The following is a 25,560-nucleotide window of genomic DNA, read 5'->3' as shown; positions in this document are numbered from 1 at the left end:
GTGGGCCTCTCAGCTCGCCGCGGCGGTCCCTGTGTGTCGGCCGCGTACGTGTTTTCGCGGTCTCTATGAGGGGTCTTCAAGCACAGACGACCCGGTAGGGAAGGCGAAGACGTGGTGAATACGCAGAGCGAGACCCCTAACGAGGGGCACGACCAGGCACGTGACCAGGCGCGCGGGCGGGGCGGGTTGGTAGGACTGCGGTTCCTCCTGGCCGGCGCCGTGGTCGCCGGAACGGTGTCGCTGGGCGCGACCCCGGCCCAGGCCGACGAGCCGCTGGCGGCCGCGACTTCGGTGGCGGAGTCGCGGTCGGGTGCTCCGGTGGCGACGTCGACCACGTTGACCCTTGACCGCACGAGCGGCCCGGTCGGCGGGGAGCCGATCGCCGCGACCGTCAACGTGAGCGTCCCTGGGGCGACGGGTGCGGTCGACGGGGAGGCCGCAGTCGCTCGAGGAGCGGTTGTCCTTTCCGTCGATGGTGTCCAGCAGTCGGCCGTCCACCTCGAGAAGACCACGACCACGGCCAGCACCACGGCCAGCACCAAGACCGGCACCACGACCGGCCCCGTGCAGCTGGAGGTCCCCACCACCGGGCCGGGAGCGTCGGCGGGTGAGCACACCGTGACCGCCCGGTTCGTGCCCGCAGAAGACTCCGGCCAGGCTCCGTCGACGAGCGCGGCCCTGACGTACACGCTCACGCGGGCGGCCATCCAGCCGACCACCCGGCCGAGCACGCAGCCGAGCGATGGGCCGGGCAGCCGGCCGGCCGGCGCTCGCGGACCGGAGCAGTCGTCGGACTCCGCCACGGCTGGGGGGAAGGAGGACCAGGGCGAGCAGCCGCCCGCCAGCCAGGGCGGGGAGAACGTCGACCAGGACCAGGTGACCGAGGACCAGACGACGAGCGGGGAGTCTTCGGCGGATGTGTCGCCGTCGGTGGCGACCTTGGGAGCGACGAAGCTCGGGCCGGGTGTGGCCACGATCCCGGGGTTCGTGGGCTATGTGACGGCGTCGAACGGTGAGCTCGGTATCGGGCGGCTCTCGAACGGCCGCTACGGGGTGTGCACCGACACGGGCGCGCAGTTCCCGTGGCCGACCGGTGGTCTGTCGCTGGTCAATGTGAACGCACCGCGTACGGCGTACCTGCTGTCGCATTTCATGGACCAGGCGAGGACCAACCCGCGGATGGCGGCCGCGTTGTGGTGGGCGACTGGTCTCACGTTCGGGCAGAACTCGCAGCAGGCGGCGATGCAGTCGCGACTGAACCAGATGCGCGCGGAGTCGCCCGGGACGTACAACGAGATCCGTTCGCTGCACAACAGGATGGTCGCTGAGGCCAACGCGTTCGCTTCCCCGGCCGGTGGGTACACCGTGTCGGTCGCGATCAACCAGGACGACTCCCCGGATGGGCTGGACGTCACCCAGATCGGTGTCCGTTCCGGGGCCGACTGGGTGCCGGACTCCCCGATGACGCTGACGCTGTCCGGGGACGCGGTCTTCAACAAGACCGGGTCGAAGACCATCACTCTGGTCTCGTCGTTCAACCCGCAGTCCCTGAAGGCGACGCAGACCAAGCCAGGCATCGTCAGGGTCACCGCGATAGCGGGTGAGCTTGCGGCCACGACCTACCAGGTGTGGCACGGCGGCGGGATGACCCAGCACGTCCTCGCTCGGGCCGACTACGTCTCCGCCAGCAACACCGACGTGACGACGGCAGATGACGGCGGTCGGGCGCGGGCCCGCAAGGTCGACGCCGCGACGGGCGACCCGCTGCAGGGCGCTGCGTTCAACGTGTGGGGCGAGACCGATGGCAACCGCGTCTACAACGCCGCCACCGACGGTGACCTGATGTCGCTGACGTCCGGTCCTGGCGGGTACACCAGCTACTACCCGTGGTTCAACGCCGACGGCGCCCAGGTCTGCTTCCGCGAGACCCAGGCACCCCCCGGCTACGCGGTCGACCGCACCGTCCGCTGCATTCGCCCTGGCTCCCTGACCGCGACAGTCACGATCGAGATCGAGAACGGTCACGACGTGTTCGAGGACTTCGTGCCCATCCGCGTGACGAAGTCCGCAGAGGGCGGCAACCCAGCGGGCATTATCGGGGTGCAGTTCGAAGTCCGGCTTGGTAGTCCTTCTGGTCCTCGAGTCGATACGCACACGTTCTCGGCTGCTGACATCCGAAGCGATGGCAGGGCTCTGTGGACCTCCGGCCCCATCTATAACTCTGATGAGATCTTCTACGTCGTCATTGTCGATGAGCCGGACGGTTGGGTGTCGCGTGAGCCGGTGCAGCAGGCGTGGTTGAACGATGCTGGGACGGCGTTCATGTCCGAGTTTGCTGATGAGCGGTTCTACACGCCGGCGGTCGTGACGCAGGTCTCGGCCCAGCGGTCGACGTATGGCCAGGTGGTGACGGACCGCGTGGTCGTGTCGGGTCTTCCGAACCCGGTGGTTGACCCGGTGTTGGGGCACTGGCGGTTGCTGGGGCCGGTGGCTCCACGGCTGGACGGCGGTGCGTTGACGTGTGCCGGTGTGGACTACGCGGCTGCGGAGGTCTTCGATGAGGGTGTCTTCGCGGTGACCGGGAACGGTGCGTATGTGGTCGGGTCGGTCACGTTGTTCGACCCGGGTTGCTACACCTACGTCGAGAGCCTGGACGCCACGGTGGTGACGGCGGCGGTCGACTGGACGCCGGCGGGGATCGTGGCGGAGACCACGCTCCAGGTGCTGCGCCCGTCGGTGGTCACGCAGATCTCGGAGCAGAAGGTTCAGGTCGGCCAGGTCATCCGCGACACCGTGACCGTGACCGGCACGGGCGGGGCCACGGTGCCTGGGCACTGGACGCTGTATGGGCCGATCGCGCCGTCGCAGAGTGTCCCGGTCTCCCAGCAGGGCACGGTGGACGCGTGCGGTCCCGAGCTGAACTGGTCGACGGCGCCGGTCGCAGCCACTGGTGACTTCACCGTCACCGGCGACGGGACCTATGTCGTGGGTGAGCACACCGTCACGCAGAACGGCTGCTACACCTACACCGAGTCGCTGGATGCGACCCCTGGTACGGCACCGGTCGCGGAGACGACCCGTGGTGAACGCTCGGAGACCACGATCGTGGTGCGGGTCCCGTCCCTGCAGACCCGGGTGTCCTCGCAGCGGGTCGAGGTCGGCTCGACGATCTTCGACACGGTGATGGTGAGCAACGTCGGCACTGGTTCCCCCGCGGGGACGTGGACGCTGTACGGGCCGATGACGCCGCGGGCGGGTGCCGATGGGCGGCCGACGTGTGCGCAGGTGAACTGGACCGACCCGACGAACCCGGCCCCGGTGGCGGCCTCGGGGACGTTCCTGGTCGACCACGGCGACGGGGACTACGTCGTCGGCGCCTACACCGTCGAGACGGCAGGTTGCTACACCTACGTCGAGGACCTCGCGGGCTCGTCGACGACCGACCCACTGCCGCCGACGCTTCCGGGGATCCCGGAGGAGACCACGGTCGCGCAGCACACACCGGCCCTGACGACCCAGGTGTCGCACCAGATGGGCACTGTCGGGACGGTGTTGACCGACCAGGTCTTCATCACCGGGATCGGCATCGCCAAGCAGGTCGAGGGCGGCCCGGCGACGGGGATCTCGATCCCGGCCCGGTGGCGCCTGCTGGGGCCGGTGGAGCCGGTGCTGTCGCAGGAGCTCGGCCGCACCTGTGAGGGTGTCGACTGGTCCGGCGGCGAGGGGGTCGTCCCGGTCGCCGGGCAGGGCGAGTTCATCGTCACCGGCGACGGAACCTACGTCGTGGGAGAGCACACCGTGACCGAGACCGGCTGCTACACCTACGTCCAGTCCCTCGCACCGACCCGGGTCACGGTGCAGTTCCCCGAGACCCCGGCCGGCCTGGTCGAGGAGACCTCGCTGATCACCACCGGTCCGCGGATCGTCACCCAGATCTCGGACCAGACCAGCGACCTGGGCGACACCATCACCGACACCGTGGTGATCGAGGGCACCGAAGGCGCCCATGTCATCGGCACCTGGACGCTGCTCGGCCCGATCTCCCCGTACTGGGACACAAGCACCAGCACCCTGAGCTGTCTGGGCGTCGAGTGGGGAAACGCACCTACCGCCGCCGCGGGGACGTTCGAGGTGATGGGTGATGGGACCTACGTCGTCGGGGAGCACCTGGTCGACGAGGAAGGCTGCTACACCTACCTCGAGTCGCTGCCGCAGACCCCGACCTCGGACCCGATCGGGACGCTGGCCGGGATCCCGGACGAGACGACCCTGGTCACCAACCCCGACCAGGACATCGCCGAGGCCTACTCCTCGAGGTCGGACGACTCTGACAGCCGCGATGACTCCACCGATGGTGAGTCCCGCGACGGCGACCGGCGGCTCCCGAACGCCGGCGCCGGCGCGGCGCTCCCGGTGCTGCTGCTGGCCGGGCTGCTGCTGCTCGCCGGAGGTGCGGTACTGATCCACACAGCACGCCGACCAGCCCGGCCGTCACGAGACCGAGCGGCCGGAGAGCAGCTAGGCAGGCAGCTGGGCAGCGGCTAGCCCTGCAGATGTGCCCGCCAGATGTGCCCGCCAGGGGTGGAGAAGTTGGTCCCTCGCCCTCCCCTGGCGGGTATCGGTCCGGTGGCCACCGCCAAGCACCACGGTCACCGGACAACCGAGCCGCCCTCACCGTTTCTGCGCGGTGAGGGCGGCTCCACGCACTCCCCCGCCGATCCCCAGGTGTCGGGCGTTCAGGCCGTGGGCCCGGACGGACCGCCTCGCGAATCGGGGCTCCCAGCGGTCTCCCACCGCACTGTCGGCGGCATCCGATAGAACTTTCGAACGGGTCTTCGAGACCGCATCCAGGAGGCGACCATGACAACCACCACGACGGATCCCCGGCCGCACCGGCGGCGGGGATCACGCGGCGTGGAGGCGGTGGAACCGTGGCTCACTGCGCTCCTGGGTGCTCTGTTCGGTGTCACGACGTTCCTCAGCGCAGCTGGTAGCGCCTCGACGGCGGCGGGGCCGCTCGGGCCGGTCGGGCAGGTCTCGGCGTGCGCGACCCATCGGTCGGCGTCTGTGCAGGACCTCGAGGTCAAGGTCACCAAGACCAAGCCACTCGGCACCAAACTCCTCAGCATCAAGCCGCACGGCAAGAAGACCACCGTGAAGCTCCGGGTCACGGTCGCAGTGACAGCTACCAACACCGCTGTCGGGACCGGGAAGGCCGACGCCTGCCCCGGCGACGTGTCGAACCCGAAGACCATCACCAAGACGGTCACCTGGGCCGGCACCAAGACCGCAACAGCGACAAAGGCCGCGATCGCCCCGAACCTGCGACAGGCCAAGGGCCACGCCGTCAAGGCAGCCACCAACCAGGCCCGCATCAAGGCCACCCGGGCCACACAGTCCGCGGCCGCCACCAAGGCCGAGGCAACAGTCCAGCAGCTCGCCTGGGCTGCCTCCAACGACAGCGACCTGCCCACCGACCCCGGCCCTGATACGCCCCCGACGGCAGCCGAGCTCGAGCAGTTCCGCCAGTGGATCCGCGATGACCTGGTCGAACTGACCAACGACGCGCGCACCACAGCCGCGCTCCCCACGCTGACCAGCCTCGCGCCCCTCACGGCGCGCGCACAGGGCTACGCACAAGCCGGGGCGGATGCGCACCCGTTGAGCGACTTCGGCAATCCGGCGATCAAGTGGTCGCACTCTCCCTCGATTTGGTCCGGCGATGTGCCTGGACTTGAGGTGTGCAGTGGCAACGACGGCGGAATCGGCGAGAACCTGGCGCACGGGGCCTACGGTTCGGTGGCTCTAACCCAGGAGACCGCGCGATATGTCGCCGAGCGTTTGCAGAAGGGCTGGTTCGCATCACCGGGACACAAGCAGCAACTGCTCTGGCCGACCCACACCCGCATGGGGGTCGGCGTTGGGATCAAGCTGACGCCGGAGGGCCGGCTCGGGCTGGAGGTGCTGGTGCAGTTCTACGGCGGCTCGTGCCCGGAGATTCCGAGCTGATCGGCGTGTGTTGAGGGGCGGCTCCTGAGGGGGTCGCCCCTTCCCGCATTTCGGGGACGGTTGCCCTCGCCGGCGCGCTTGGTCGGGGGTGTGCGTGTTTCGGCCTATGGGTGTGAGCCGTGGATTCGTGATCGTGGGTGGCCTGGTGGCCGCGGGGTTGGCGTTGCTGGTGCTGGGTGTGGCGGTGCTGGTGACGGTGGTCGGTGGCGCGACACAGACGGCGGTGGCCAGCTGCGCCGGCCAGACGCTGAATGTCGGCGCCAGCGGTGTCGGCACCGGCGTGGTGCGAGTGGTGCAGGCGAACATCAAGGTCGGCATGCCGGCCGGTTCGTTCGCTGCGGACATGGCCACGGTCTTGGCGCCCTCCCCTGACCTGGTGTCGTTGAACGAGGTCGGCTACCGCACCGACCGGGCGATCACCCCACCCGGATACGGGCTGTGGCGTTCGCCAGCTCATGGAACGGATGGCACCGCGGTGTTGTGGCGCACGGACCGGTGGACACGGGTCAACCAGGGCAGGGTGCTGATCGTCGAGCACGGTCCTCAGCAGTGGGACCACGACCGGGCCGCGACCTGGGTGACGTTGCAGGGGGTTGGGGACAACACATCCGCGGGCACCGTGTCGATGGTCTCGGTGCACCACATGGTCAACCCGGCCAAGGTCGGGCCGAACCCGCTGCGGCAGCAGATCTACCGTCAGGGCATGGACCTGGTCGCCGGTCTGGTCACCCAGCTCTCGACGTCGGGTCCGGTGTTCATCGCCGGCGACTTCAACTCCCAGTGGGGCGCGAACGACCCCTGGGGGCCCCGGGCGGTCCTGGGTGCGATGCCGGCGCCGGTGACGATGCGCTCGAGCATGGACACCTTCGGGAAGGTCCCCACCCACGACGGCGGCGGCACGATCGACTACGTCTTTGCCCAGCCCGCGGCCGCGACACCGACCCGTCAGTGGACGACGGCTCTGAATTCCGACCACAGGCTCCTGGGAGCCGTCTTCACCCTGACCGGCACACCGGCCGGGGCAGGCGAGCAGAGCGGGGCACGCGTCACGGCGGCCACGGCGGCCCGGTTCCGGCCGGCAGCTGCAACAGCTACAACGGGCTCGTCGACGGGTGCGTTGCCGGCGGTGGCGGGGTTCGATGCCGAGCAGGTCGCCAACGCGGCCGCGGTGATCGCCGCCGGCGCCGAGCTCGGCGTGCCGGCGCGGGCGCAGCGGATCGCGGTCATGACCGCCCTGGGTGAGTCGTCGCTGCGGGTCCTGGACTACGGCGACGCCGCGGGCCCGGACTCGCGGGGTCTCTTCCAGCAGCGCGGTAACGGGGCGTGGGGGTCGCTGGCGGACCGGATGGACCCACGGATCTCGTCGCTGAACTTCTACAAGGCCCTGTTGCGGGTCCCGCACTGGGAGACGTTGGAGCCGACCCTGGCCGCCCACGAGACCCAGCACAACGCCGACCCGTACCACTACGAGCGGTTCTGGGAGCCCGCCGGCCGCCTCCTCGCGGCGCTGACCGGGGTGGTGGTCACCGCGGCGGTGGACTGCACGCCGGCGATCGCCGTGTCCGGGGAGATCAGCTGGCCCCTGGACCCGGCTCTGGCGGCCTCGTCCGACAACCACAACTGGGGCGACGACGGGTCGCACTGGTCCGCGTGGCACACCGGCACCGACTTCTCGGTCCCGTGCGGGACACCGGTGTACGCCGCGAACGGCGGCACCGTGAGCATCGAGGCCTCCTCGTGGGCCGGCCCGCACCTGGTGAAGATCTCCCAAGGACCCGGGGCACTGTCGACCTGGTACGCCCACATGCAGTCCGTGACCGTCACCCCTGGACAGACCGTGGCGCCGGGCCAGCAGATCGGTGCAGTCGGTGAGCTCGGCAACGCGACCGGCTGTCACCTGCACTTCGAGGTCCACACCAAGGGCGGCTCGATCTACGGCCCCGACAACGTCAACCCGTCGACCTGGCTGGCCCAGAACGTCGGCCAGACCCTCCCGGCCGCCGCCTGAACCCCCACCCCGAGGAACTTGCCCGAGGAACTTGCCCGAGGAACTGCCTCGAGCAACCCGCCTCGAGGAGCTGCTGAGCGGGGGCGGAGCGTGGGGGCGGAGCGTGGGGTTGGGGCGGGGGTTCCCTGCGCTCTCCCGGCCGGATTCCGTCGGGGGCGTGTTCGCTGCGTACGTGTTTCGGCCTATGGGTGTGGGCCCGATCCGCGGGCCCGAGCCGGAAGGAGCAGCACATGATCTCCCAGACCCTCACCCAGACCGCTCTGCAGGGCCAGTACGTCGCCTCCCAGGTGACCGCTTTCGTGGTCAGGGCCGGCGACCCGGGCATCTCTCCGAACAACAACGGCCTCCCTGGTGTGCAGCTGGCCAAGAAGATGGCCGGCGGACTTCTGGTGTTCGGGTTCATCGGCTGCTTCGTGGCCCTGGTCCTCGCAGCGATCGTGTGGGCGGTCGGCGCGAACTCGTCGAACTCCCACGCTGCGGAGCGGGGCAAGAAGGGCGTCCTGGTGTCCCTGGTCGCCTCCCTGCTCATCGGCGGCGCGAACGTCCTGGTCGGCACGTTCTCCGGGATGGGCGCCGAACTGTGACCGGCTGGGTGACCGCTCGCCGGGCCGCCCCTCGCCGTGACGCGAGTCTGGGGGGCTGAGTCGTGGACCCCCGCACCAAGGTCCTCGCCGGCATCGGCGGTGGCCTCGCCCTGCTGCTCCTAGCCTTGTTCGCGGTCGTCATCACCACGGGCGACACTGGCGAGCCGACGCCGGCGGCTGAGCCGACGTCGACCGCCACTGCCCCGGGCCAGTCCGGTTCACACGTCGACGAGGCCAGTCAGGACGGGTCCGCGGTTCAGGACCCTGAGCTCGCGGCGTGGGCCGAGGAGAACGCGGGCCGGTTCCCGCCCGCGGCCGCGGACGGAGCGTCGTTCCCTGCACTGCCGGATGAGGCGACGACCAGCGCTGAGGGTTTCCTTTCGGCGTTCTACGAGCAGCTGCTGACGGTCGACTACGCCGCGGACTCGTGGGACGAGGCGATGGCGTGGGTCCGGTACGAGACCGCTCCCCCGGGCGAGGCCGGCGACACCGCCGGACAGCACACGTTGTGGCTGCTCTCCACGCTGACCGATCCCCCGAAGTCGGAGCGCGGCGTCATCCCGACCGAGGACGAGTGGGCGCGCTACGCCCAGGCAGGGACGGTGCAGGTCGTCGACGGCGTCACGGTGCTCCCCAACCAGGTCTGGGAAGACAAGGTCACTGCCGGCACGGTGCGATCGAGCGACCCGAACAGCGACTGCCTCGACGTCACCGTGACTCTGCACCGCACGACGGGCAAGCAGGAGTCACGGGATGCGCTGACCTTCATGGCCTGCACGGGATCGGCGGCCGAGCATGACGGCTACGGGTTCGCCGGCGTCGCGCTGGTCAAGGACGCCCGATGATCGCCGAGCCGATGTATCGCGGCTGCCCCGTCCTCGACAGCGTCTGTGACGCCGCGGGCGACGTGGTGGGCGACGTCGTCGGCGGGACCGCCGGCGGGCTGGCTGAGTCGGCTGCGGAGTCGGCGATCGACAAGCTCGCTGAGGCCTTCGGTACCGCGGCGGGCAACACGCTGGCGTGGTTGTGGAAGGAGCTCGACCTGGCGACGTCGGTGGATCTCTCGGATGCGTCGGTGCGTCAGCCGATGGTCTTCACCGGGGCGTTCGCGCTGGTGCTGCTGGTCGCGTTATTCGTGATCCAGTGCGCGGTCTCGGCGCTGCGCCAAGACCCCGGCGGCCTGGGGCGTGCACTGAAGGGGCTGCTGCTCGGCACCGTCGGGTGCGCGGCGGCTCTGGCGATCACCCAGCTGTCGCTGACCGCGGTGGACGCGATGAGCAAGGGCGTCGTCCAGGCGACCACGGGGCAGGCAAACGCGGGTGCGCTGGGCAAGAAGCTCCTGGTCTTCCAGGCGGTGCACGGCACGAACCCGATCGGGCTGATGCTGATCGCGGTGATCGTGATGCTCGCCGCGGTGATGGTGTGGGCCTCGCTGATGGTCCGCAAGGTCTTGATCTTGATCAGTGTGGTGTTCGCGGCGATCGCGTTCGCCGGCGGCGCCTCGGACTACACGTCCTCGTGGGTGCGCAAGTGGGTCGAGGTCGTGGTCGCCCTGGTGTTTTCGAAGTTCGTGATCGTCGTGATCATGAGCCTGGGCTACAACATGTTCGCCCACGCTGGCACGGGCTCACTCGACGGTGCTTCTCTGCTCGCGGCCGGTGTCGTGGTCCTGCTCCTGGCGGGGCTGGCGCCGTTCATGGCACTCAAGCTCGTCACCTTCGCTGGTGACGGGCTGCATCACCACCTCCGCTCTGCCAGCGGTGGCGCGGCCGCGGCTGGTCGCACGATCACCTCGGCGCCGCAGAAGGCGATGAGCGTGTCCCGGATGATGTCGACCTCCGCGAGCTCGTCGAGGTCGACGAGCGGTAGCGCCAGTGCGGGTGGCGCTCAGAGCGCCGCACGGGCGCAAGCGCCGCGCCCATCGCCGGCGCCGGCGATGGCTGGTGCCGGATCTGCCGGTGGGTCTGCTGCGGGTGGGTCTGCTGCGGGTGGGTCGGCTGCGGGTGGGTCGGCTGCGGGTGCTGCGGGTGGCCCGGTGGGTCTGGCCGCGGTGGCGGCGGTCGGTGCCGGCAAGGCCGCGCTGTCGGTCCCGGCGAAGGTCGGGGCTGGTGCGGCCACGATCAGCGGGTCTGTAGGCGGAACGAGCAGCACCCCGGCGAGTGCTCCGGGTGCCGCACCTGCCGATGCTGCGCCCCGCCCCGGGCCGGCCCCCGCGGCGTCGTCGACGAGCGGCACCGCATCCGCGCCCGCCTCGAGCACTCCCCCACCACCGGCCCCAGCAACGCCGGGCGCAGCAACGTCGGCCCCAGCGGCATCCGGGACTCCGTCTACACCGAGTGCGCCGTCGGCGCCGATGAAGCAGCAGTGAGGAGCGCGTGATGGCGCAGATGACGACTGAGGTCCCGATGACCCGGTTCGGCCGCCGGCAGACCCGTGGGGTGCTGTTGGGATTCTCCGGCCCGCGGGTGGCCGCGCTGGGAACGGCCGCGGTGATCTTGGGCCTGGCCCTGGTGTCCGGCGTCCTGGCGCTGGCCCTGGTACCGGTGACGGTGCTCGTGGCCGCGACGTTCGTGCGGTGGCAGGGACGCCCGGTGGTGGAGTCGGTCGGCGTTGTGACCCATTGGGGCGCACGCCGGGCCCTGGGACAGACGACGTTCCGGGTCCGGGTCGAGGAGCCCCGCCCGGCGGGGTCGATGGCGCTGCCCGGTGACGCGGCCGCGCTGCGGTTCCTGGCCACCAACAGCTCCGGCTACGGGTCCGGCCCTGCCTCTGGTTCTGGTTCTGGCTCTGGCGGGGGGCCGGGGATCGTGATGGTGCATGACCCGCACCGGCAGACGCTAACCGCGGTCGCTGAGGTGTCGTATCGGGCGTTCGTGCTGCTCGACGGGTACGCCCAGCAGCGCCGGGTGTCGTCGTGGGCCAGGGTCCAGGCCGCTCAGGCCTCGTTGGGCCGCACGTCGACGATCCAGGTGATGGAGTCGGTGATCCCCGACCCCGGCCGCGGCGTGGTGGGCTGGTGGGAGACGCACGGCATCAAGGACACCAGCTGGGCCGGTGGGTGGGCCTCAGTCCAGTACGCGGACCTGATGGAGCTCTACGCGCCGACGTCGTCGACGCACCGGACGCTGATCGCGTTCGGGCTGGACATGCGCAAGGCCCGGGCGCAGATCCGCCGCGCGGGCCGTGGGGTGGCCGGGGCGGCGAAGGTGCTGGCCACCGACATCGCCCAGGTCGAGCAGGCGCTGCGTCGTGCCGAGCTCCACGTGGAGGGGTGGCTGAGTGAGGGCGAGCTGGCGAGGGTGATCCGCGGTGCCTACGACCCGGTGGTCGACCTGGAGCCCGCCGGGGCGGGGGCGAGCCTGAGTGTCGCGGGGCCGGTGGCGGTTGATGAGCACTGGGACCACCTGGTGCATGACTCGGGTGTCTCGGTGGTGCTGTGGATCTCGGACTGGCCCCGCTCGGAGACCATCCCGAACTTCATGCACCAGCTGATCTTCGAGCGCGGCGTACGACGCACCCTGTCGCTGTTCATGCGCCCGGTGGCCCAGGCCAACGCGGTGCGCGAGGTGCGCCGCGAGAAGACCGACTACATCGCCGACCGGGCGCAGAAGCAGAAGATGGGTCAGGTCCTCGCGGAGTCCGACTCGGACGAGTACGTCGACGTCGTGACCCGTGAGCGTGCGTTGAACGCCGGGCACGCCGACATGCGCTACACGGGCCTGATCACCATCACCGCCGCCTCGCTGGAGGAGGCGCGGGCAGCGGCCGACACCGTGCGCCGCTCAGCCAACGCGTGCGGCATGGAGACCGAGGTCCTCTACGGCCGCCAGGCCCAGGCCTTCACGGCCGCGGCGCTGCCGCTGGCACGCCCCATCACCTGAGTCCAGTCGTCTCGACCAGCTCGGCCGTCCGAGCAACCCCCGAGCAACCCCCCGAGCAGCAAGGAGCACCCATGAATCTCTTCGGTAACCGCAACCGGGTACAGATCGCGCCGGGCGGTCGTCGACTGTCGAAGTCGGAGCGGGCGCTGCAGGCGCGGATCGATGCCGCCTACGAGACAGTCACGGGGCCCGTGATGTACACCCCGGCGGGAACACCCACCGGGTACGCCGCCGCGATCAGCGACGCCTACGCGCAGATCCCGACCGGTGGTCACCGGGTCACGGTGATGAACCCCAAGGGCGGGGTCGGCAAGACCATCACCGCCGCGGCGATCGCGCACCACCTCGCCGAGAACCGCGGCGAGGTCGTGGCGGTCATGGACGGCAACCTCCACACCGGCACCCTGCGCCGGCGCCTGGTGGCGGCCGACGCAGCACCTAAGTGGCCGATGCTCGAGCTCGTCGAGCAGATCAAGGTCGGGACCGCCTGCCCCGAGTGGGGTTGGTTGGGTGCTTGGTACGACTACGTCGGCCGCCTGCGGGTGTTCTCCAACGCGAACGCCGACCCCAGCCTGGTGGAGTCCATGCCCGGCGACGACTACCGGATGGTCCTGGACCTGCTTTCCCGGGCCGCGCAGGTCGTCGTGCAGGACATGGGCACCTCGATCACCGGCGAGGCCGCCCAAGCAGCGTTGGCCGGCACCGACACCCTGGTACTGGCCACCGACCTGACCCAGGACACGCTCGAGATGACCGTCGAGCTCGTCACGGCCCTGGCCGGCAACCCGCAGACCTACTCCGCTGAGCCGACCGACTACACCGCGCTGGCCGACGGACGGTACGCCGACCTTGCCACCAGCGCGATCATCGTGGTCGGACCCTCACGCGACGAGGACCGCGACCCCGTCGACCTGGCACCGTTGCTGGACTGGCTGCGTGCCGCGTGCGGCGCGGTCGTCCTGGTCGGGCGCGACCAGCACCTGGCCACCGGCGACCTCATCGACTGGGCGAAGGTCGACCCCACCGTGACGCTGGCTCACCTCGAGGTCACCGGCCACGTAGCCGCCCGGTTCCCGAATCCACCGCGCGCGGCCCGGGTCGGGGACTACCCCGGTCTACCCCGCTACGGCCTGGACTCCCCGGACCAGTACGACGCGCGCAACGAGGCCGCCGGGATCGAGGACACACGCTTCGCCGCCGATGAGGGGATCTGGACGCCATGAACGCGCCCAGCCCGCCAGAATTGCCGCCGCAGCTGCCCCCGGTGCCACGGATCGGGGCCCCCGCGCCGCCGCCGCGGCCGACGGGTCAAGGCGGCGGCATGCCTGCCCTGCCGCCCAAGGTCACGAGCTACACGGTGAGGAAGCAACCCGCGGCTGGCTCTCGGCGTGGTTCGGCATTCGTGGCAGCTGCGGTCGCCGTGGTGACCGCTGCAGTCATCAGCTTCGGTGGGGTTCTGCTCGCTCGCACCACCATCGCCAACAGCGCGCTCGCTGACCCCTCCCAGATCGGTGACACCACCACCTCCACGGCCCCGCAGCGCTCCAACGCCGCGCATCCGTGGCCCGAGTCGCCGATGTACAGCGCGATCGCCAAGGGCAACGCCACCACGGGCGCGGGCGGAAAGGGTGCGGGCGGCAAGAAGGGTCAGAAGCCCGGAAAGGTGACGGCGACGAACCGGCCGGTCAACGGCTCGGGTTCGGGCAGTGGGTCCGGGAGCGCGTCGGGGGGCGGTTCTCCGGTGGCACCGCCGCCGGTGACGGTGACGCAGCAGGTGCAGCGGCCGCCGGACAACCCGGTGAAGCAGCCCGTCGAGCAACCGGTGAAGCAACCGACTAAGACGCCAACGAAGACGCCCACCAAGGCACCGACGAAGCCGGTCCAGCAGCCGGCGTCGCAGGGGACCTACCTGCGGGCGAGCGCGTCGGCCGGCGGTAGCGGCGGGTCGTTCACCGTCTCGGTGTCGGTCTCTACCGACGCGCCGTCGTCGTCGATATCGGTGTCGGTCTCCGGTGCTGGCAGCTCGTCGGGCTCCGGGACCACCAGCGGGTCTGGGTCGTGGTCCAAGACCTTCTCGCTGGGACCCGGCACCTATCGGATCAGCGTCTCGGTGCGCACCGCTAACGGCTTGTCCTCCCACCCCTCCACGCTCACAGTCAGGGTCTGAACCTCATGGCACGCAACAACCGACGGAACAAGAAGAGCGCCGCCGACCAGAGCGTCACCACTCCCCCACGCAAGGCCCTACCGCCGCTCCCCCTGACCGGCTCGGCCGAATCTGGGGTAGGCCCGGCGACGGGCTCGGGCTCCGGCCCGGCGTCTGGGGAGCGTCTCGCTTTTGAGGCCAGGGAGGCGCTCGCGTACCTGGCCACTACGGACATCGACTTGCGCCTAGATCCGCCCGACGTCCCAAACCCGGACATGCACCTGGACGTGCTTGAGCTGGTGGTGACCGACGCTGACGATGACCCGTGTTCGTGGCCCGAGTGGCCCGACGGAACCGACCCCTACGAGCCTGGTCCGGAGGACCCCGACCTAGGTGAGGACCTCCCGGCCGCGGCCGGGGCATCGGGTCGGGTGGACCTGGGTTCGGCTCAGGCGCGCCGCACCGTCGCAGGCACTGGGCTGGTCGCGCCCGACGCGTCGCGCCGGGACCGCAAGGAGGCCGCGAAGGCGGCCGGCCGGCTCGAGGGCAGGACTCGGGCCGCGCGCGCTGAGGCGAGAGCGGCCGAGCGGGCGGCGGAGCGGGCGGCCAACGACCGCTCCGAGCTGCTGCCCGCCTCGGGTGCGAAGGGGGCGGATGCGCTGCGGCAGTACCTGCCGTTCAAGCTCCCGCCGCACAAGGCGACCAGCGACGTCCTGGCCGGGGCGTACCCGTTCCTCGCCGAGGCTGGTCTGGGGTCGGACGGCATCTACGTCGGGCAGGACTCCTACGCCGGGTCCGCGTTCGTGTTCGACCCCTGGGTGCTCTACGCGAAGCGGATGATCACGAACCCGAATGTGCTGGTAGCCGGAAGCGTCGGCTCGGGCAAGTCGAGTCTTGGCAAGAGCCTGGCGACCAGGTCGATCGCGTTCGGGCGCAAGGTCTACGTGCCGGGCGACCCGAAGGGCGAGTGGACCCCGGTGGCGCGTGCGGTGGGCGGGCAGGCGATCGTGCTGGGTGGTTCGTCGAGCGCACGGTTGAACCCGCTCGACGAGGGCCCCCGTCCGGCGCACACGCCGGGCCCGGACGGTGCCCTGGTCCCGATGAGCGACGAGCAGTGGGTCCGGGTGGTCACCAGTCGTCGTCGTGACTTGCTGCGGGCGCTGGCGGCCGCGGCGCTGGGGCGGCCGTTGACGGCCCCGGAGGCGACCGCGCTGTACGCGGCGTTGGAGACCGCCACGGCGGAGAACACCGTGGTGCTGCTGCCGCAGGTGGTCAAGGCGATGTTCGAGCCCCGGGCGGCCGTGGAGGGTTCCAGCGTGGAGCAGCTGCTCGCCGATGGCCGCGACGCCGGCCACGCGTTGAACCGGCTGGTCGCCGGGGACCTGGGCGGGTTGTTCGACGGGCCGTCGACCACGGCGTTTGACCCGTCGCTGCCGATGGTCTCGCTCGACGTGTCGCAGATCCAGGGCGCCGACGAGCTGATCGCGTTGGTGCAGACGTGTGCGGCGGCGTGGATGGAGGCCGCGTTCACGGACCCGAACGGTGGGCAACGGTGGGTGATCTATGACGAGGCGTGGCGGCTGTTCCGGTTCCCGGCGTTGCTGGCCAGGATGCAGGCGCAGTGGAAGCTGTCGCGGGCGTTGGGGATCGCGAACATGGCGGTGATGCACCGCCTCTCGGACCTCGAGGCAGTCGGCGACGAAGGGTCAGAGGCCCGCAACCTCGCGTTGGGTCTGCTCGCGGACTGCTCGACACGGATCATCTACGCCCACGAACCCGGAGAGGCCGACAAGACCGGCGCCCGGATCGGGCTGACCGCCTCCGAGATCGGGCAGCTGCCGCACCTAGACCAGGGCGAAGGCCTGTGGAAGATCCGCGACCGCGCGTTCCTGGTCCGCAACGTGCTCACCCCCGGCGAGCTCGAGCTGTTCTCCACCGACGCCCGCATGACCACCCCCACACAGTCAGGGCCGTACTCCCAGCCGGCTACGGCCGGCTACGGCATCGATCTGAGCGGAGAGACCGAATGAACGACCACACCCCCGATGCTGACCACACGGGCTCAGACAGCGTGTCGCCGGTCAGGGTCCCGGGTCACTTCGACCCCGATCTACCGGCAGACTTCACCTCCTACTACCCAGCTGGAAAGACCACCCACCGCATCGAGGACCCGGCCCTGCTGGTCGATGGGGACACCGGGTGGGGCCCGCACGCGGGGTGGGTGCATCCGTGGTTCGCGGAGAAGAACCCGGCCGATATCGCCACGATGCTGACGGCCTTCGAGGCCGGGGAATCAGAACTGACGCAGTCGATGCAGTACTTCTGCGCCGGAGACTCGATGTTCGGTCTGTGGCTGCTCCACCTCGACGCCTTGTCGCGTCGCGCCTCGGGGTTGTCCCTGGAGTCGGTACTGCCCTGGGACTTCGCCTCGGTCTACGAGGCCGGGATGCACATCGGGCGCGCCGGGGAGAACGCCCTCGCGGACTCCCGCTACGGGCTCCTAGCCGTGACGATCTTCTCCGCGCGGAAGGCAGCCGGACAGTTCGAGGTCGGCGACCAAGAACGCCATGACCGGCTGATCGACCAGATGCACCTCCTACGAGGCAGCGGCCCCTACGGCGACCCCGCATACGAGCCCACAGAGGACGAGTGGCCGCGGGTGCACGCGATGCTCGCCGAGGTCGAAGGCATCGACGACCTCGAGCCGGAAGAGTACGACGAGCGCATCCGAGAGATCCTTGTGGTGCTCCGAACCACGTCGACGTCTGACTCCCCCGCCAACCCCTCCCCCAACAGCCCGTCCGCTGCCCCGCCAGCTGGGCCGGTCCTGCCGCCGCTTCCCAAGCTGCACGGCAGGACACCGGACCCGTCCGGGGCCGACCTCGAGGGCGGGGAGGGTCGGTGAACGAGACCCGGCCCGCTGGCGGGCACATGCTGGGCACGAATCTGGGACTTGCGGCGTTGGCAGGGTTGTTCTCGCTGCTCGCGTTGTTCTGGGGTGCCGCGTCGATGACGGCCACGCTGAGCGGCAACGCTGGTCCCGACGAGATCTCGGACGCGGTGGGCGTGCTGCTGCACCCTGGTGACCCGGCGGCCGCGTGGGGCCACCCGATCGGGCCGGCAGTCCTGTTCTGGGGTCTGGTCGTGGGCATGGCGGCTCTGGTCGCGTCCGTGGGTTCGTGGGCGTGGCGTCTGCTGCGACCCAGCACGGACCCGTACGCCGGCGATCCGGGCACCTGGCCGGGTCTCGCGGGCCGGCGCCAGGTCGAGAAGGCCGCCGGTACGAAGGCGTTGATGGCGCGAGCGGCGACGCTGCGCCCGATCGGGCACGACGACATGAAGCCTGCCGATGTGGGCTTTCGTCTTGGCCGCTCGCACGGTGTGGAGTGCTGGGCGACGGTCGAGGACTCGGTGATCGTGGTCGGTCCACCCAGGCAGGGCAAGGGTCTGCACCTGGTGATCAACGCGATCCTCGACGCCCCGGGAGCGGTGGTCACGACGTCGACGAGGCCGGACAACCTGGCGGCGACGATCACGGCACGCAGCTCGGGGCGGCACCGGGCGCACCCGGTGATGGTGTTCGATCCCCAGAACCTGGCACCCGGTGTCCCCGGGTCCGCACGGTGGTCGCTGGTGCGGGGATGTGAGGACCCGAGGGTCGCGATGGCTCGGGCGAGGGCGCTGAGCGGTGATCCCGGTCAGGGTGTGGAGTCAGGGTCGTTCTGGGCGCAGCAGTGCGAGGCAGCGGTCCGGTGTCTGCTGCACGCCGCCGCGCTGGGCGAGCGGGAACCGGTCGAGCTGTACGAGTGGTCGCTATCGGTGGTCGCCGCACGTGCGGCCATCGAGGTCCTGCGCGGCGACCCACGGACTGCTCCGGGGTGGGAACGCGCCCTGGCAGCGATCCTGGACGCCGAGCCGCGTCAGCGCGACTCGGTGTGGGCGATGGTGACCAACACGTTCGCCGCACTGGCCGACCCGGCCGTGCTGGCGGCGGTCAGCCCTGGTCCCGGCGAGCACTTTGACCCGTCCACCTTCATCCGGACCTGCGGTACGGCGTACCTGCTCGGTACGGCCTCAGGGGCGTCGGCGACGGCCCGGTTGGTGGCCACGTTCGTGGAGGACCTGGTTGAGGCCGCTCGCCGGATCGCGGCCTCCTCGAGCAACTTCCGTCTGGACCCGCCGCTGACGCTGGTGCTCGACGAGGCAGCGAACTACCCGCTGCCGTCGTTGCCGGCGTTGATGAGCGAGGGCGGCGGGTCTGGGATCTGCACGTGGGTGTTCCTGCAGTCCCGGGCCCAGGCCCGCGCCCGGTGGGGCGATGACGACGCGGACGCGATCTGGGATGCAGCGATCGTCAAGGTGATCCTCGGGGGCGGTGGTCATGCCGATGACCTCGGCGACCTGTCCGCTCTGCTCGGGACCCGCAAGGTCCGCAAGAGCTCTGTCTCCTACGGCGGGCACTCCCCCACTACCTCGTACTCCGACCACCTCGAGGACAGGCACATCCTCGACGCCGCTCAGATCCGCCGGATCGGGTTCGGCTACGCCTTGATGGTGCTGCGCTCCGCGGCACCGATCATGCTCACGATGCAGCGGTGGACTGAACGGGACGACGCCAAGCAGCTCCTGGAGGGTCGCTCCCAGATCACCGAGGCCATGCGCAGCCCGTCGGCGTGGAGGACGCTCACCGAGGACGACCTCGTCACGGGTGGTCTGATGACCGGCCCCTATGACGGCCCGCACAGAAACCCATCCGGCGACCCGCACAGCGGAGGGCTCGGAGAGTCCCGATGAGGCCCGGACGCAACGACGTGGTGTGGTCGCGCGGCCGGGCGATCCGTCGCGCGGGCTACCAGGCATACATGCAGTCCCCGCAGTGGTTCGCGCGGCGCCGCTGGTGGTTCGAGGAATGGGTCTCTCGCACCCAGGGGGTTCGACGACTCCAAGACAGTGCCGCACCTGTGTGCCTGGTCTGCGGTCGCCTGTGGACGCTGCGCGAGGGCGATCTGCACCACGTCACCTACGACCGGCTCGGCGCTGAGGCGTTCGAGGACCTCGTCCCGCTGTGCCGGACCCACCATGAGGCCCTGCACGACCTCTACGACGCCTCTCCGTTGTGGAGGCGCACGGGCCGCGTGCAGGCCACGTACGGGATCATCGGCGTGCTCAAGCGCCGCACCCAGGACACGACCCCATGAGCGACGAGCACGCCAGCGAGCGACCCGATGATCCGGCCGACGAGCCGGTTGATGAGCCGGCCGGGGGCGGTCGGGTGGCTGCCGAGTGGGGCACTCGAGGCGACGACCGGGCAGCCGAGGTGCGGCGCCTGCTCTACGGGCCTGATGCTGCTCTTGAGGGAGCGCACTGGCCCGAGGCCCACCCTGACGGTGTTGGCGCTGGTCCTGATGCTGGTGCTGGTGCCGGTGGAGATATGTACGGGCCGCCCGTTGCGGACCTTGCCGAGCTGCTGGCGCCGCCGGTGCACTGGCCGTCGTTGGAGGCCTCCGAGATCTCGGATCGGATGCACGCCCTGTACCGGTGGGTCGTGGAGCTCCAGGACCGTTTCCCCGAGATGGTCCGGCTGCCGAAGTGCTGGCACCGGCACAACGGTCTGGTCGAGGTGCTGCAGGCGCTGCACGACTACGAGCGGGCGTCGTTCGCGCCGACCTCGCCTCCGACCGGGGCCGCGAACTGGCACATGACGTTCCGCGACCTCGAGAGCCGGCTGCGGACCTGGGTCAGCGCCCTGGGATGCGGCGGATCCGCCTCAGCGAGCGATCGCGGCGCCGAATGCCACCAGGTGACACCCCTGGTGGTCGAGATCCCGGTCGACGTCATGGTCTGGATCCGAGAGAGCGAAGGAGCACGTCAGTGAGCACACCTGAGAGGAGAAGCCCTGAGCCGAGCGGGTCGGGGCAGCGTCGTGCGCCGATCCCGTTCATCGCGCTCCGCGACACTCACCCGGTGGTGGAGGTGCTCGGCCGGATGGGGATCGACCCGCCGGCCTCGCACGCAGCGACCCCGGATCGTGAGTTCCGGGTGTCGGCCGCCGCGCTGGGGTTCGGGCATGGTCGCGACGACTCCCAAGGTGTGCTGATCAAGCCGGCGTCCCCGTCGCACTGCTGGTGGGCCTTCCGCGACGGGCGCGGGGGTGACGTCGTGGAGCTGGTCCGGGCGGTGACCGGAACCTCGCTGCGCGAGGCCGTCGCGGTCCTTGAGCAGGGCGGACCGATCGCCGTGAACCGGGATACGAGTGTCGGTGTGGGGCCGGATGGTCGGGTGGCGGCCCAGGGTGGCTCCTACGAGGCTCCTGACCTTGACCGGACCCCGGCGGAGCGGGTGCTGGCCGTGAACGCCGAGGCCTGGCGCTACCTCACGCTCCCGAGACTCGCCGAGCGTGCCCGCGCGTACGTGGTCTACCGCGGTGTCGATGTCTCGGGCCTGGAGGTTCTGGAGGACGCTTCCGGGGGGCCACTGGTTGGGCACACTCCGAAGTCTCCGACTGGCCTGGTCGACCAGCTGCGCCGTGCCGGGTTCACCGAGGACGAGATGGTCGACGCCGGCTGGGCGGCACGCCGCACCGGAGACGTCCCGGCCGCCGGCGTGATCATCGACCGATTCCGCGCCCGGATCCTCGTGCCGTTCAAGACCGAGAGCGGTGAGGTCGTCGGTGTGGCTGCCCGTGCGGTGTCATGGGCGGACGGTGATCGGCGACCGAAGTACCTCAACCACCCCCGCACGGTCGTCTTCGACAAGTCCGAGGCTCTGTACCGGCCGACCGAGCACCAGGTGCACCGACGAGGCTCTGCCGTCGTGGTCGAGGGGACGCTGGACGCGTTGGCGATCGCCTCCTCCGCGGCGGCCGCCGGCATGTCCGAGCACTTCGCGCCCTGCAGCCAGTCAGGGCTCAGTCTCACCCCAGCCGTTGCGCACCGGGTGGCCGCGATCTCAACGCGCCCACCGATCGTGTGCGGTGACCCGGACCCGTCCGGGCAAGCGGCCACAGCTCGGTGGGCGACGTCGACGATGGCCGGGCTGCACCGCGAGGTCCTGGCCGTCACCCTCCCGGCCGGGATGGACCCCTTGGACTGGCTGCGCACCGAGGGCCCTGTGGGCCTGCTGGCGTTCTCCAGCTACGGTCTCGTCGACGACGACAGCACCGCTTCCCCGCGGCCGCGCTCTGCCGGCGCCGTGGTGGCCATTCGTGAGCTCGACGCCGCCCTGGACGCGGCTCAGCCGGCCTCCGGGCGCGCGGTGGAGTCACACGAGGTCGTCGGTGCCGTCGTCCCACGCCTGGGACAGCTCGCGGCCCACGTGCCGGGCGAGGCACGGCACCGGTTCGCGGTCGGGGCCGCCGACGTTCTCGCCGAGCGCATCGATGGCCGCCCGAGGGACTGGTACGTCGACCAGATCACCGGCTGGTCGACCACGCGAGTGAGCGCTGCCTGGGGCGCTGGACTGGGTGTGTCGGACGGGATCGCACCGGCGTGACCAGGCACTCCTCGGCCCGACAGGTCGCCATCTGCTTGCTCGTGCTGGGCCTGGTGGCCACCGGCTACGCGATTTGGGTTCTGGTCGGGACCAACGTCGTCGCGCATCACCGCGCCGGGCTCTTGGTCGAGCGGACCCGCGACAGCTGGGCTCGCGGTGAAGCCAGCTCAGTGGAGGCGATCGTCCGCATTCCGCGCTTCGGTGACGACTGGGCATACCCCGTCGTCAACGGCACCGACGACGCTGCGCTTGCCCGCGGTGTCGGCCGAGACACCGGTTCTGCCAAGCCAGGAGAGGTCGGCAACCTCGTCCTTGCCGCCCACCGCATCACCCACGGCCAACCGTTCAACAACTTCCCCGACCTCCGCGCGGGCGACCGGGTCTACGTCGACACCAAGTCAGCGACCTACGTCTACGAGCTGCGCAACGGCGGTCGTGACATCGAGGTCGACGCCGATGTCAGCTGGCCGCTGCAGCCGGTGCCCTCCCCTGCTAGCGGTGGTGAACCGGCCCGTGAAGCGATGATCACACTCATCACCTGCGCTGATCTGTTCCCGTCCGGGAATCGCAACGTCGTGATCGGGGATCTCGTTGCGACCACTCCAGGAAGTGTGGGAGGCGTTGGCCGTTCCTCTGGGGCTCGGTCGGCAAGCCCATATGAGCCACGGCCGATGCCGGCGGGTCAGGAACCGGGCACGGGCGCTTCGCTCTAAGCCGACTGGATGAGCCGGCTACCGGCGGTATCGCGGGTGGTGCGGGAGGTTTCGTCCTCGGGCCCACTTCTCGACGTCGTCCTCACGTCCGGTCCACGCCCAGGAGACGACGGTGCCGTCTTGTTCGAGGTGGACGGTCTCGGCGATGCCGAAGTGGTGCAGGAGGACGGTGAGGACGTCGTGGGCGACCTGCAGGCGACCCAGCTGGTCGCCGCCCGCGGCGAGGTCGGCGGTGGTCACCGCCTGGACGGGTTCGCGTACCGGGCGGGTGTCTGGGACGCGACGGAGTTCGTTGTGGACGACGTAGTGCAGCGTGAGAGGTGGCTTGAAGAGCCCGGTCGTCTCCCCTCGGTGCGCTATGCCGATGACGAGGTCGGCAACTCCCCAGGCTCCGGCTTGGTGGCTGGCCCAGCTGACGCAGAGGTCGGTGAGCATGATCGAGTCGTCGGCCAGCGTGAGGTTGCCGATCGCGCCCTCGCCGTCTGAGCGGCTGCTGCGCCTGGTGATGGGCGTGGCCACGAAGACGCGTCCGTCGGCGTACAGCTCGACGTAGCCTCCGCGCGGGTCGACCTCCTCATGCTCTTCCTTCCACGCGGACTGCATGGAAACCGTGAGCCGTTCCGGTGCAGGGGTCGCCACGCCCTGGAAGTGCAGCGTTCGTTCGAGCGGTGAGGTGAATCCGTACTCGCGCAGCCAATTCTTCATGGCGTCGACAGTCGACCGGTCGAGTCGCTGGAGACTGGGCGACTCGGGCACCAGCGCTAGGTACAGCCAGATGTCGTCGTCGGCTCGCTCGAGCGCGTGAAGGCCCTCGGCAACCGTCGCGGTGCGCAGCGCGGCGCGTTCGGAGTGACCGGCTGCGCGGAGGCGGTAGCGGTCCGCGACCTCGTGCTCGAGCAGGTAGCGGGTGGTGCTGCCGTCGCGCACCGGGTAGTGCAGAGGACGCTGGTCGTTGCCTGGCGCACCGCGCACTGCGTGCGGTGCAGCCGGGCTGGGCGGCACGATGATCGCCATGTAGTGGCCACCGGCAGCGGCAGGGATCGGGATGCACTGGAACTGCGGGACCGGGCTGGCGTAGTTCAGCACCGCTCGGCGCAGGCGCTGCTCAAGAGCAACGGGGTCGGTCACGGTCGGTGTTGCTTCGACCGCCACGTCCGCGGCGTCCTTGATGCCGATGAGAAGGAGACCGCCCATGTGGTTGGCGAACGCGCAGACGTCCTTAGCGAACTCCTGCTCGGCTCCAAACCCCTTGCCCGTGGACGGCACGGGTACCGGACCCGTCTCGGGCAGGTGCGCCTTGAGCTTGAAGTCGAGCTGTTCGCCCTCAGCGGCCGAGACCTCGACTAGGCGCTGGATGACCTCTTCGGTCAGACCAGCCTCGTCCAGGGACGCGCCGAGCACGGCCTCGAGCGCCGGCGAGCGCCACATGACCATGCCTGCTACCTCCCGACCTGAACGACCTGAACGACTCACGGTAGCGCCGAGTCAGACAGGTGAGAAAACGGTTTCGCGACCAGTAGACAGACGGGACAGGCCCGCCAGAGTCTCGGGTCTCCCGCGGGCATGCCCAGGAATCGTAGGGCGCTACCCGGCCCCCAGTCCGGGGTTCGAGGGAGCTGCTCCGATGTCCGTCGGTGCAAGCGCGACGGCCATCGAGGGCTGGTGCACCGCCGCAAGAGTCCGGGCGCGGTCGGCGGCCGCGGTTGCGGCGCGGGCCTCACCCTTCTCGGTGCGGTTGGTCGCGGTGGCGAGCATGTCGGCGTTGGTGCCGCGGTAGCCGTGGAGCTCACGGTAGGCGGCGATGACGCGGGCCTCGCGGACCCAGGCTGCGCGCGCCTGGGGTGCTGCAGGCGGTCTGCCGAGGTCGCGGATCCAGTCCGCATCGGTGGCGAGCGCGGTCTCGACGAGGTCTACGGCGCGGGTCTCCATGGCGTGGGCGCGCTCGTCGAGGCCACGACGCAGGTCCTCGTCGACGACGTGATCCGGGTAGGCCAGGAGGCCCAGGACGGTGCGGTCGCGGGCGGGTCTCGGCTCCGGGGACAGGGTGCGGAGCTCGGCGTCGACGAGCCCGGCCATCCGACCTGCCCGGTCGTTCGCGGCCTCCATAGACGTCGGGTTGATGTCGTCGGATTCCGCCTCGGGCCCGACGGTCACCGTGGCGATCCCTTCGGTCCGCAGGACTACTTCGGTGAGCAGGACTCGGGGGTCGAAGCCCCGAGTCTGGGTGTCGCGTAGGGCGTCGCAGAGGGCGGTGAAGTTCGGGCTGTCCGTGATCGCCTCGGCTGCACCAACGGCGGCACCGGCCCCCGCGGTCGCGTCGTCGACGAGCTGCGTCCAGTGGTGCAGGTCGGCTTCGCGGGCGATGGTGGCGTACTCGCGGTGCAGGGCGGTCAGGGACTCGCGGTCCTCGACGAGCTCGCGGGCGTGGACGGTCGCGGCGACGTCGGAGCCGGTGTTGGCCAGGACGGCGGCAAGGACCTGGTCGACGTCGGTCACGGGTGCTGGTCCGTGGCTGGTGTCGGGGTTGGGGTCGTAGTGGGTGTCGACGTAGAGCATGTTCGTCTCGCGGGCTCGGGTGGCTTCGACGTAGAGCACTTCGCGGGTGGTGGTGGCGGTAACCATCGCGTGGGCAGTGTCGACGGTCGAACCCTGGGCGCGGGGGGCTGTGGAGGCGTAGCCGAGCTCGAGCTTGGTGGCGACGTAGTCGGCCGGGAGGACGACGGCGCCA

Annotated in this window: 18 protein-coding genes; 16 read left to right on the top strand and 2 right to left on the bottom strand. The window is 70.3% G+C overall.

The genetic code is table 11. The features are described 5' to 3' along the window. Positions 1–114 precede the first annotated feature (114 nt). The 16 genes from ACFPYL_RS17200 (at position 115) to ACFPYL_RS17125 (ending at position 22,832) form a co-directional block, all read left to right on the top strand. A complete protein-coding gene (locus ACFPYL_RS17200) occupies positions 115–4,545 on the top strand; it encodes a hypothetical protein (protein ID WP_379156934.1) in 4,431 nt (1,476 codons plus the stop codon). Positions 4,546–4,860: 315 nt separating this feature from the next. Further along, a complete protein-coding gene (locus ACFPYL_RS17195; RefSeq protein WP_379156931.1) occupies positions 4,861–6,009 on the top strand; it encodes a CAP domain-containing protein in 1,149 nt (382 codons plus the stop codon). A 112-nt stretch (positions 6,010–6,121) separates the two neighbouring features. Beyond that, positions 6,122–8,017, top strand: coding sequence for a peptidoglycan DD-metalloendopeptidase family protein (locus tag ACFPYL_RS17190; RefSeq protein ID WP_379156928.1), 1,896 nt, complete (start codon positions 6,122–6,124; stop codon positions 8,015–8,017). Between the two features lie 230 nt (positions 8,018–8,247). Next, on the top strand, positions 8,248–8,601 hold the full coding sequence (locus ACFPYL_RS17185; protein ID WP_379156925.1) for a DUF6112 family protein: 354 nt from the start codon (positions 8,248–8,250) through the stop codon (positions 8,599–8,601). 62 nt (positions 8,602–8,663) lie between these two features. After that, positions 8,664–9,446 carry a hypothetical protein gene (locus ACFPYL_RS17180; RefSeq protein ID WP_379156923.1) on the top strand — a complete coding sequence of 261 codons (783 nt, stop codon included), beginning with the start codon at positions 8,664–8,666 and terminating at the stop codon, positions 9,444–9,446. Continuing rightward, entirely contained in the window at positions 9,443–10,969 is a 1,527-nt protein-coding gene (locus tag ACFPYL_RS17175) for a hypothetical protein (RefSeq protein ID WP_379156920.1), read from the top strand. The genes ACFPYL_RS17180 and ACFPYL_RS17175 overlap by 4 nt, the downstream gene beginning before the upstream one ends. 10 nt (positions 10,970–10,979) lie before the next feature. Next, positions 10,980–12,482: an SCO6880 family protein gene (locus tag ACFPYL_RS17170; RefSeq protein ID WP_379156917.1), complete on the top strand. Its 1,503-nt coding sequence runs from the start codon at positions 10,980–10,982 to the stop codon at positions 12,480–12,482. Positions 12,483–12,553: 71 nt separating this feature from the next. Continuing rightward, positions 12,554–13,705: a nucleotide-binding protein gene (locus tag ACFPYL_RS17165; RefSeq protein WP_379156914.1), complete on the top strand. Its 1,152-nt coding sequence runs from the start codon at positions 12,554–12,556 to the stop codon at positions 13,703–13,705. A 98-nt stretch (positions 13,706–13,803) separates the two neighbouring features. Continuing rightward, positions 13,804–14,649: a hypothetical protein gene (locus tag ACFPYL_RS17160; RefSeq protein WP_379156911.1), complete on the top strand. Its 846-nt coding sequence runs from the start codon at positions 13,804–13,806 to the stop codon at positions 14,647–14,649. A 5-nt stretch (positions 14,650–14,654) separates the two neighbouring features. After that, complete coding sequence (locus tag ACFPYL_RS17155) at positions 14,655–16,658, top strand: ATP-binding protein (RefSeq protein ID WP_379156908.1); 2,004 nt, start codon at positions 14,655–14,657, stop codon at positions 16,656–16,658. Beyond that, complete coding sequence (locus tag ACFPYL_RS17150) at positions 16,655–17,533, top strand: hypothetical protein (RefSeq protein WP_379156905.1); 879 nt, start codon at positions 16,655–16,657, stop codon at positions 17,531–17,533. Before ACFPYL_RS17155 ends, ACFPYL_RS17150 begins: the two co-directional genes overlap by 4 nt. Before the next feature lie 104 nt (positions 17,534–17,637). Continuing rightward, positions 17,638–19,422 (top strand): type IV secretory system conjugative DNA transfer family protein, encoded by a 1,785-nt coding sequence (locus ACFPYL_RS17145; protein WP_379156902.1) that lies wholly within the window; start codon positions 17,638–17,640, stop codon positions 19,420–19,422. Further along, positions 19,419–19,826: a hypothetical protein gene (locus tag ACFPYL_RS17140; protein WP_379156899.1), complete on the top strand. Its 408-nt coding sequence runs from the start codon at positions 19,419–19,421 to the stop codon at positions 19,824–19,826. The genes ACFPYL_RS17145 and ACFPYL_RS17140 overlap by 4 nt, the downstream gene beginning before the upstream one ends. Next, positions 19,823–20,503, top strand: coding sequence for a hypothetical protein (locus ACFPYL_RS17135; protein WP_379156896.1), 681 nt, complete (start codon positions 19,823–19,825; stop codon positions 20,501–20,503). The genes ACFPYL_RS17140 and ACFPYL_RS17135 overlap by 4 nt, the downstream gene beginning before the upstream one ends. Next, positions 20,500–22,119 (top strand): toprim domain-containing protein, encoded by a 1,620-nt coding sequence (locus ACFPYL_RS17130; protein ID WP_379156893.1) that lies wholly within the window; start codon positions 20,500–20,502, stop codon positions 22,117–22,119. Before ACFPYL_RS17135 ends, ACFPYL_RS17130 begins: the two co-directional genes overlap by 4 nt. Then, positions 22,116–22,832 carry a sortase domain-containing protein gene (locus ACFPYL_RS17125; protein ID WP_379156890.1) on the top strand — a complete coding sequence of 239 codons (717 nt, stop codon included), beginning with the start codon at positions 22,116–22,118 and terminating at the stop codon, positions 22,830–22,832. The genes ACFPYL_RS17130 and ACFPYL_RS17125 overlap by 4 nt, the downstream gene beginning before the upstream one ends. 18 nt (positions 22,833–22,850) lie before the next feature. Here the strand turns inward: ACFPYL_RS17125 and ACFPYL_RS17120 are convergent, their stop codons facing one another. Next, the gene (locus ACFPYL_RS17120; RefSeq protein ID WP_379156887.1) at positions 22,851–24,266 is read right to left on the bottom strand and encodes an AlbA family DNA-binding domain-containing protein; all 1,416 of its coding nucleotides are present in this window, start codon (positions 24,264–24,266) and stop codon (positions 22,851–22,853) included. Positions 24,267–24,416: 150 nt separating this feature from the next. Continuing rightward, the coding region (locus tag ACFPYL_RS17115; RefSeq protein ID WP_379156884.1) for a C-terminal helicase domain-containing protein at positions 24,417–25,560 on the bottom strand (1,144 nt) is incomplete at its 5' end.

Source organism: Nocardioides hankookensis (genome assembly GCF_042658885.1).
GTDB classification, from domain to species: Bacteria; Actinomycetota; Actinomycetes; order Propionibacteriales; family Nocardioidaceae; genus Nocardioides; species Nocardioides hankookensis.
Note: the sequence above shows the minus strand (reverse complement) of the source record. Positions and strands in the feature narration are given on the sequence as shown.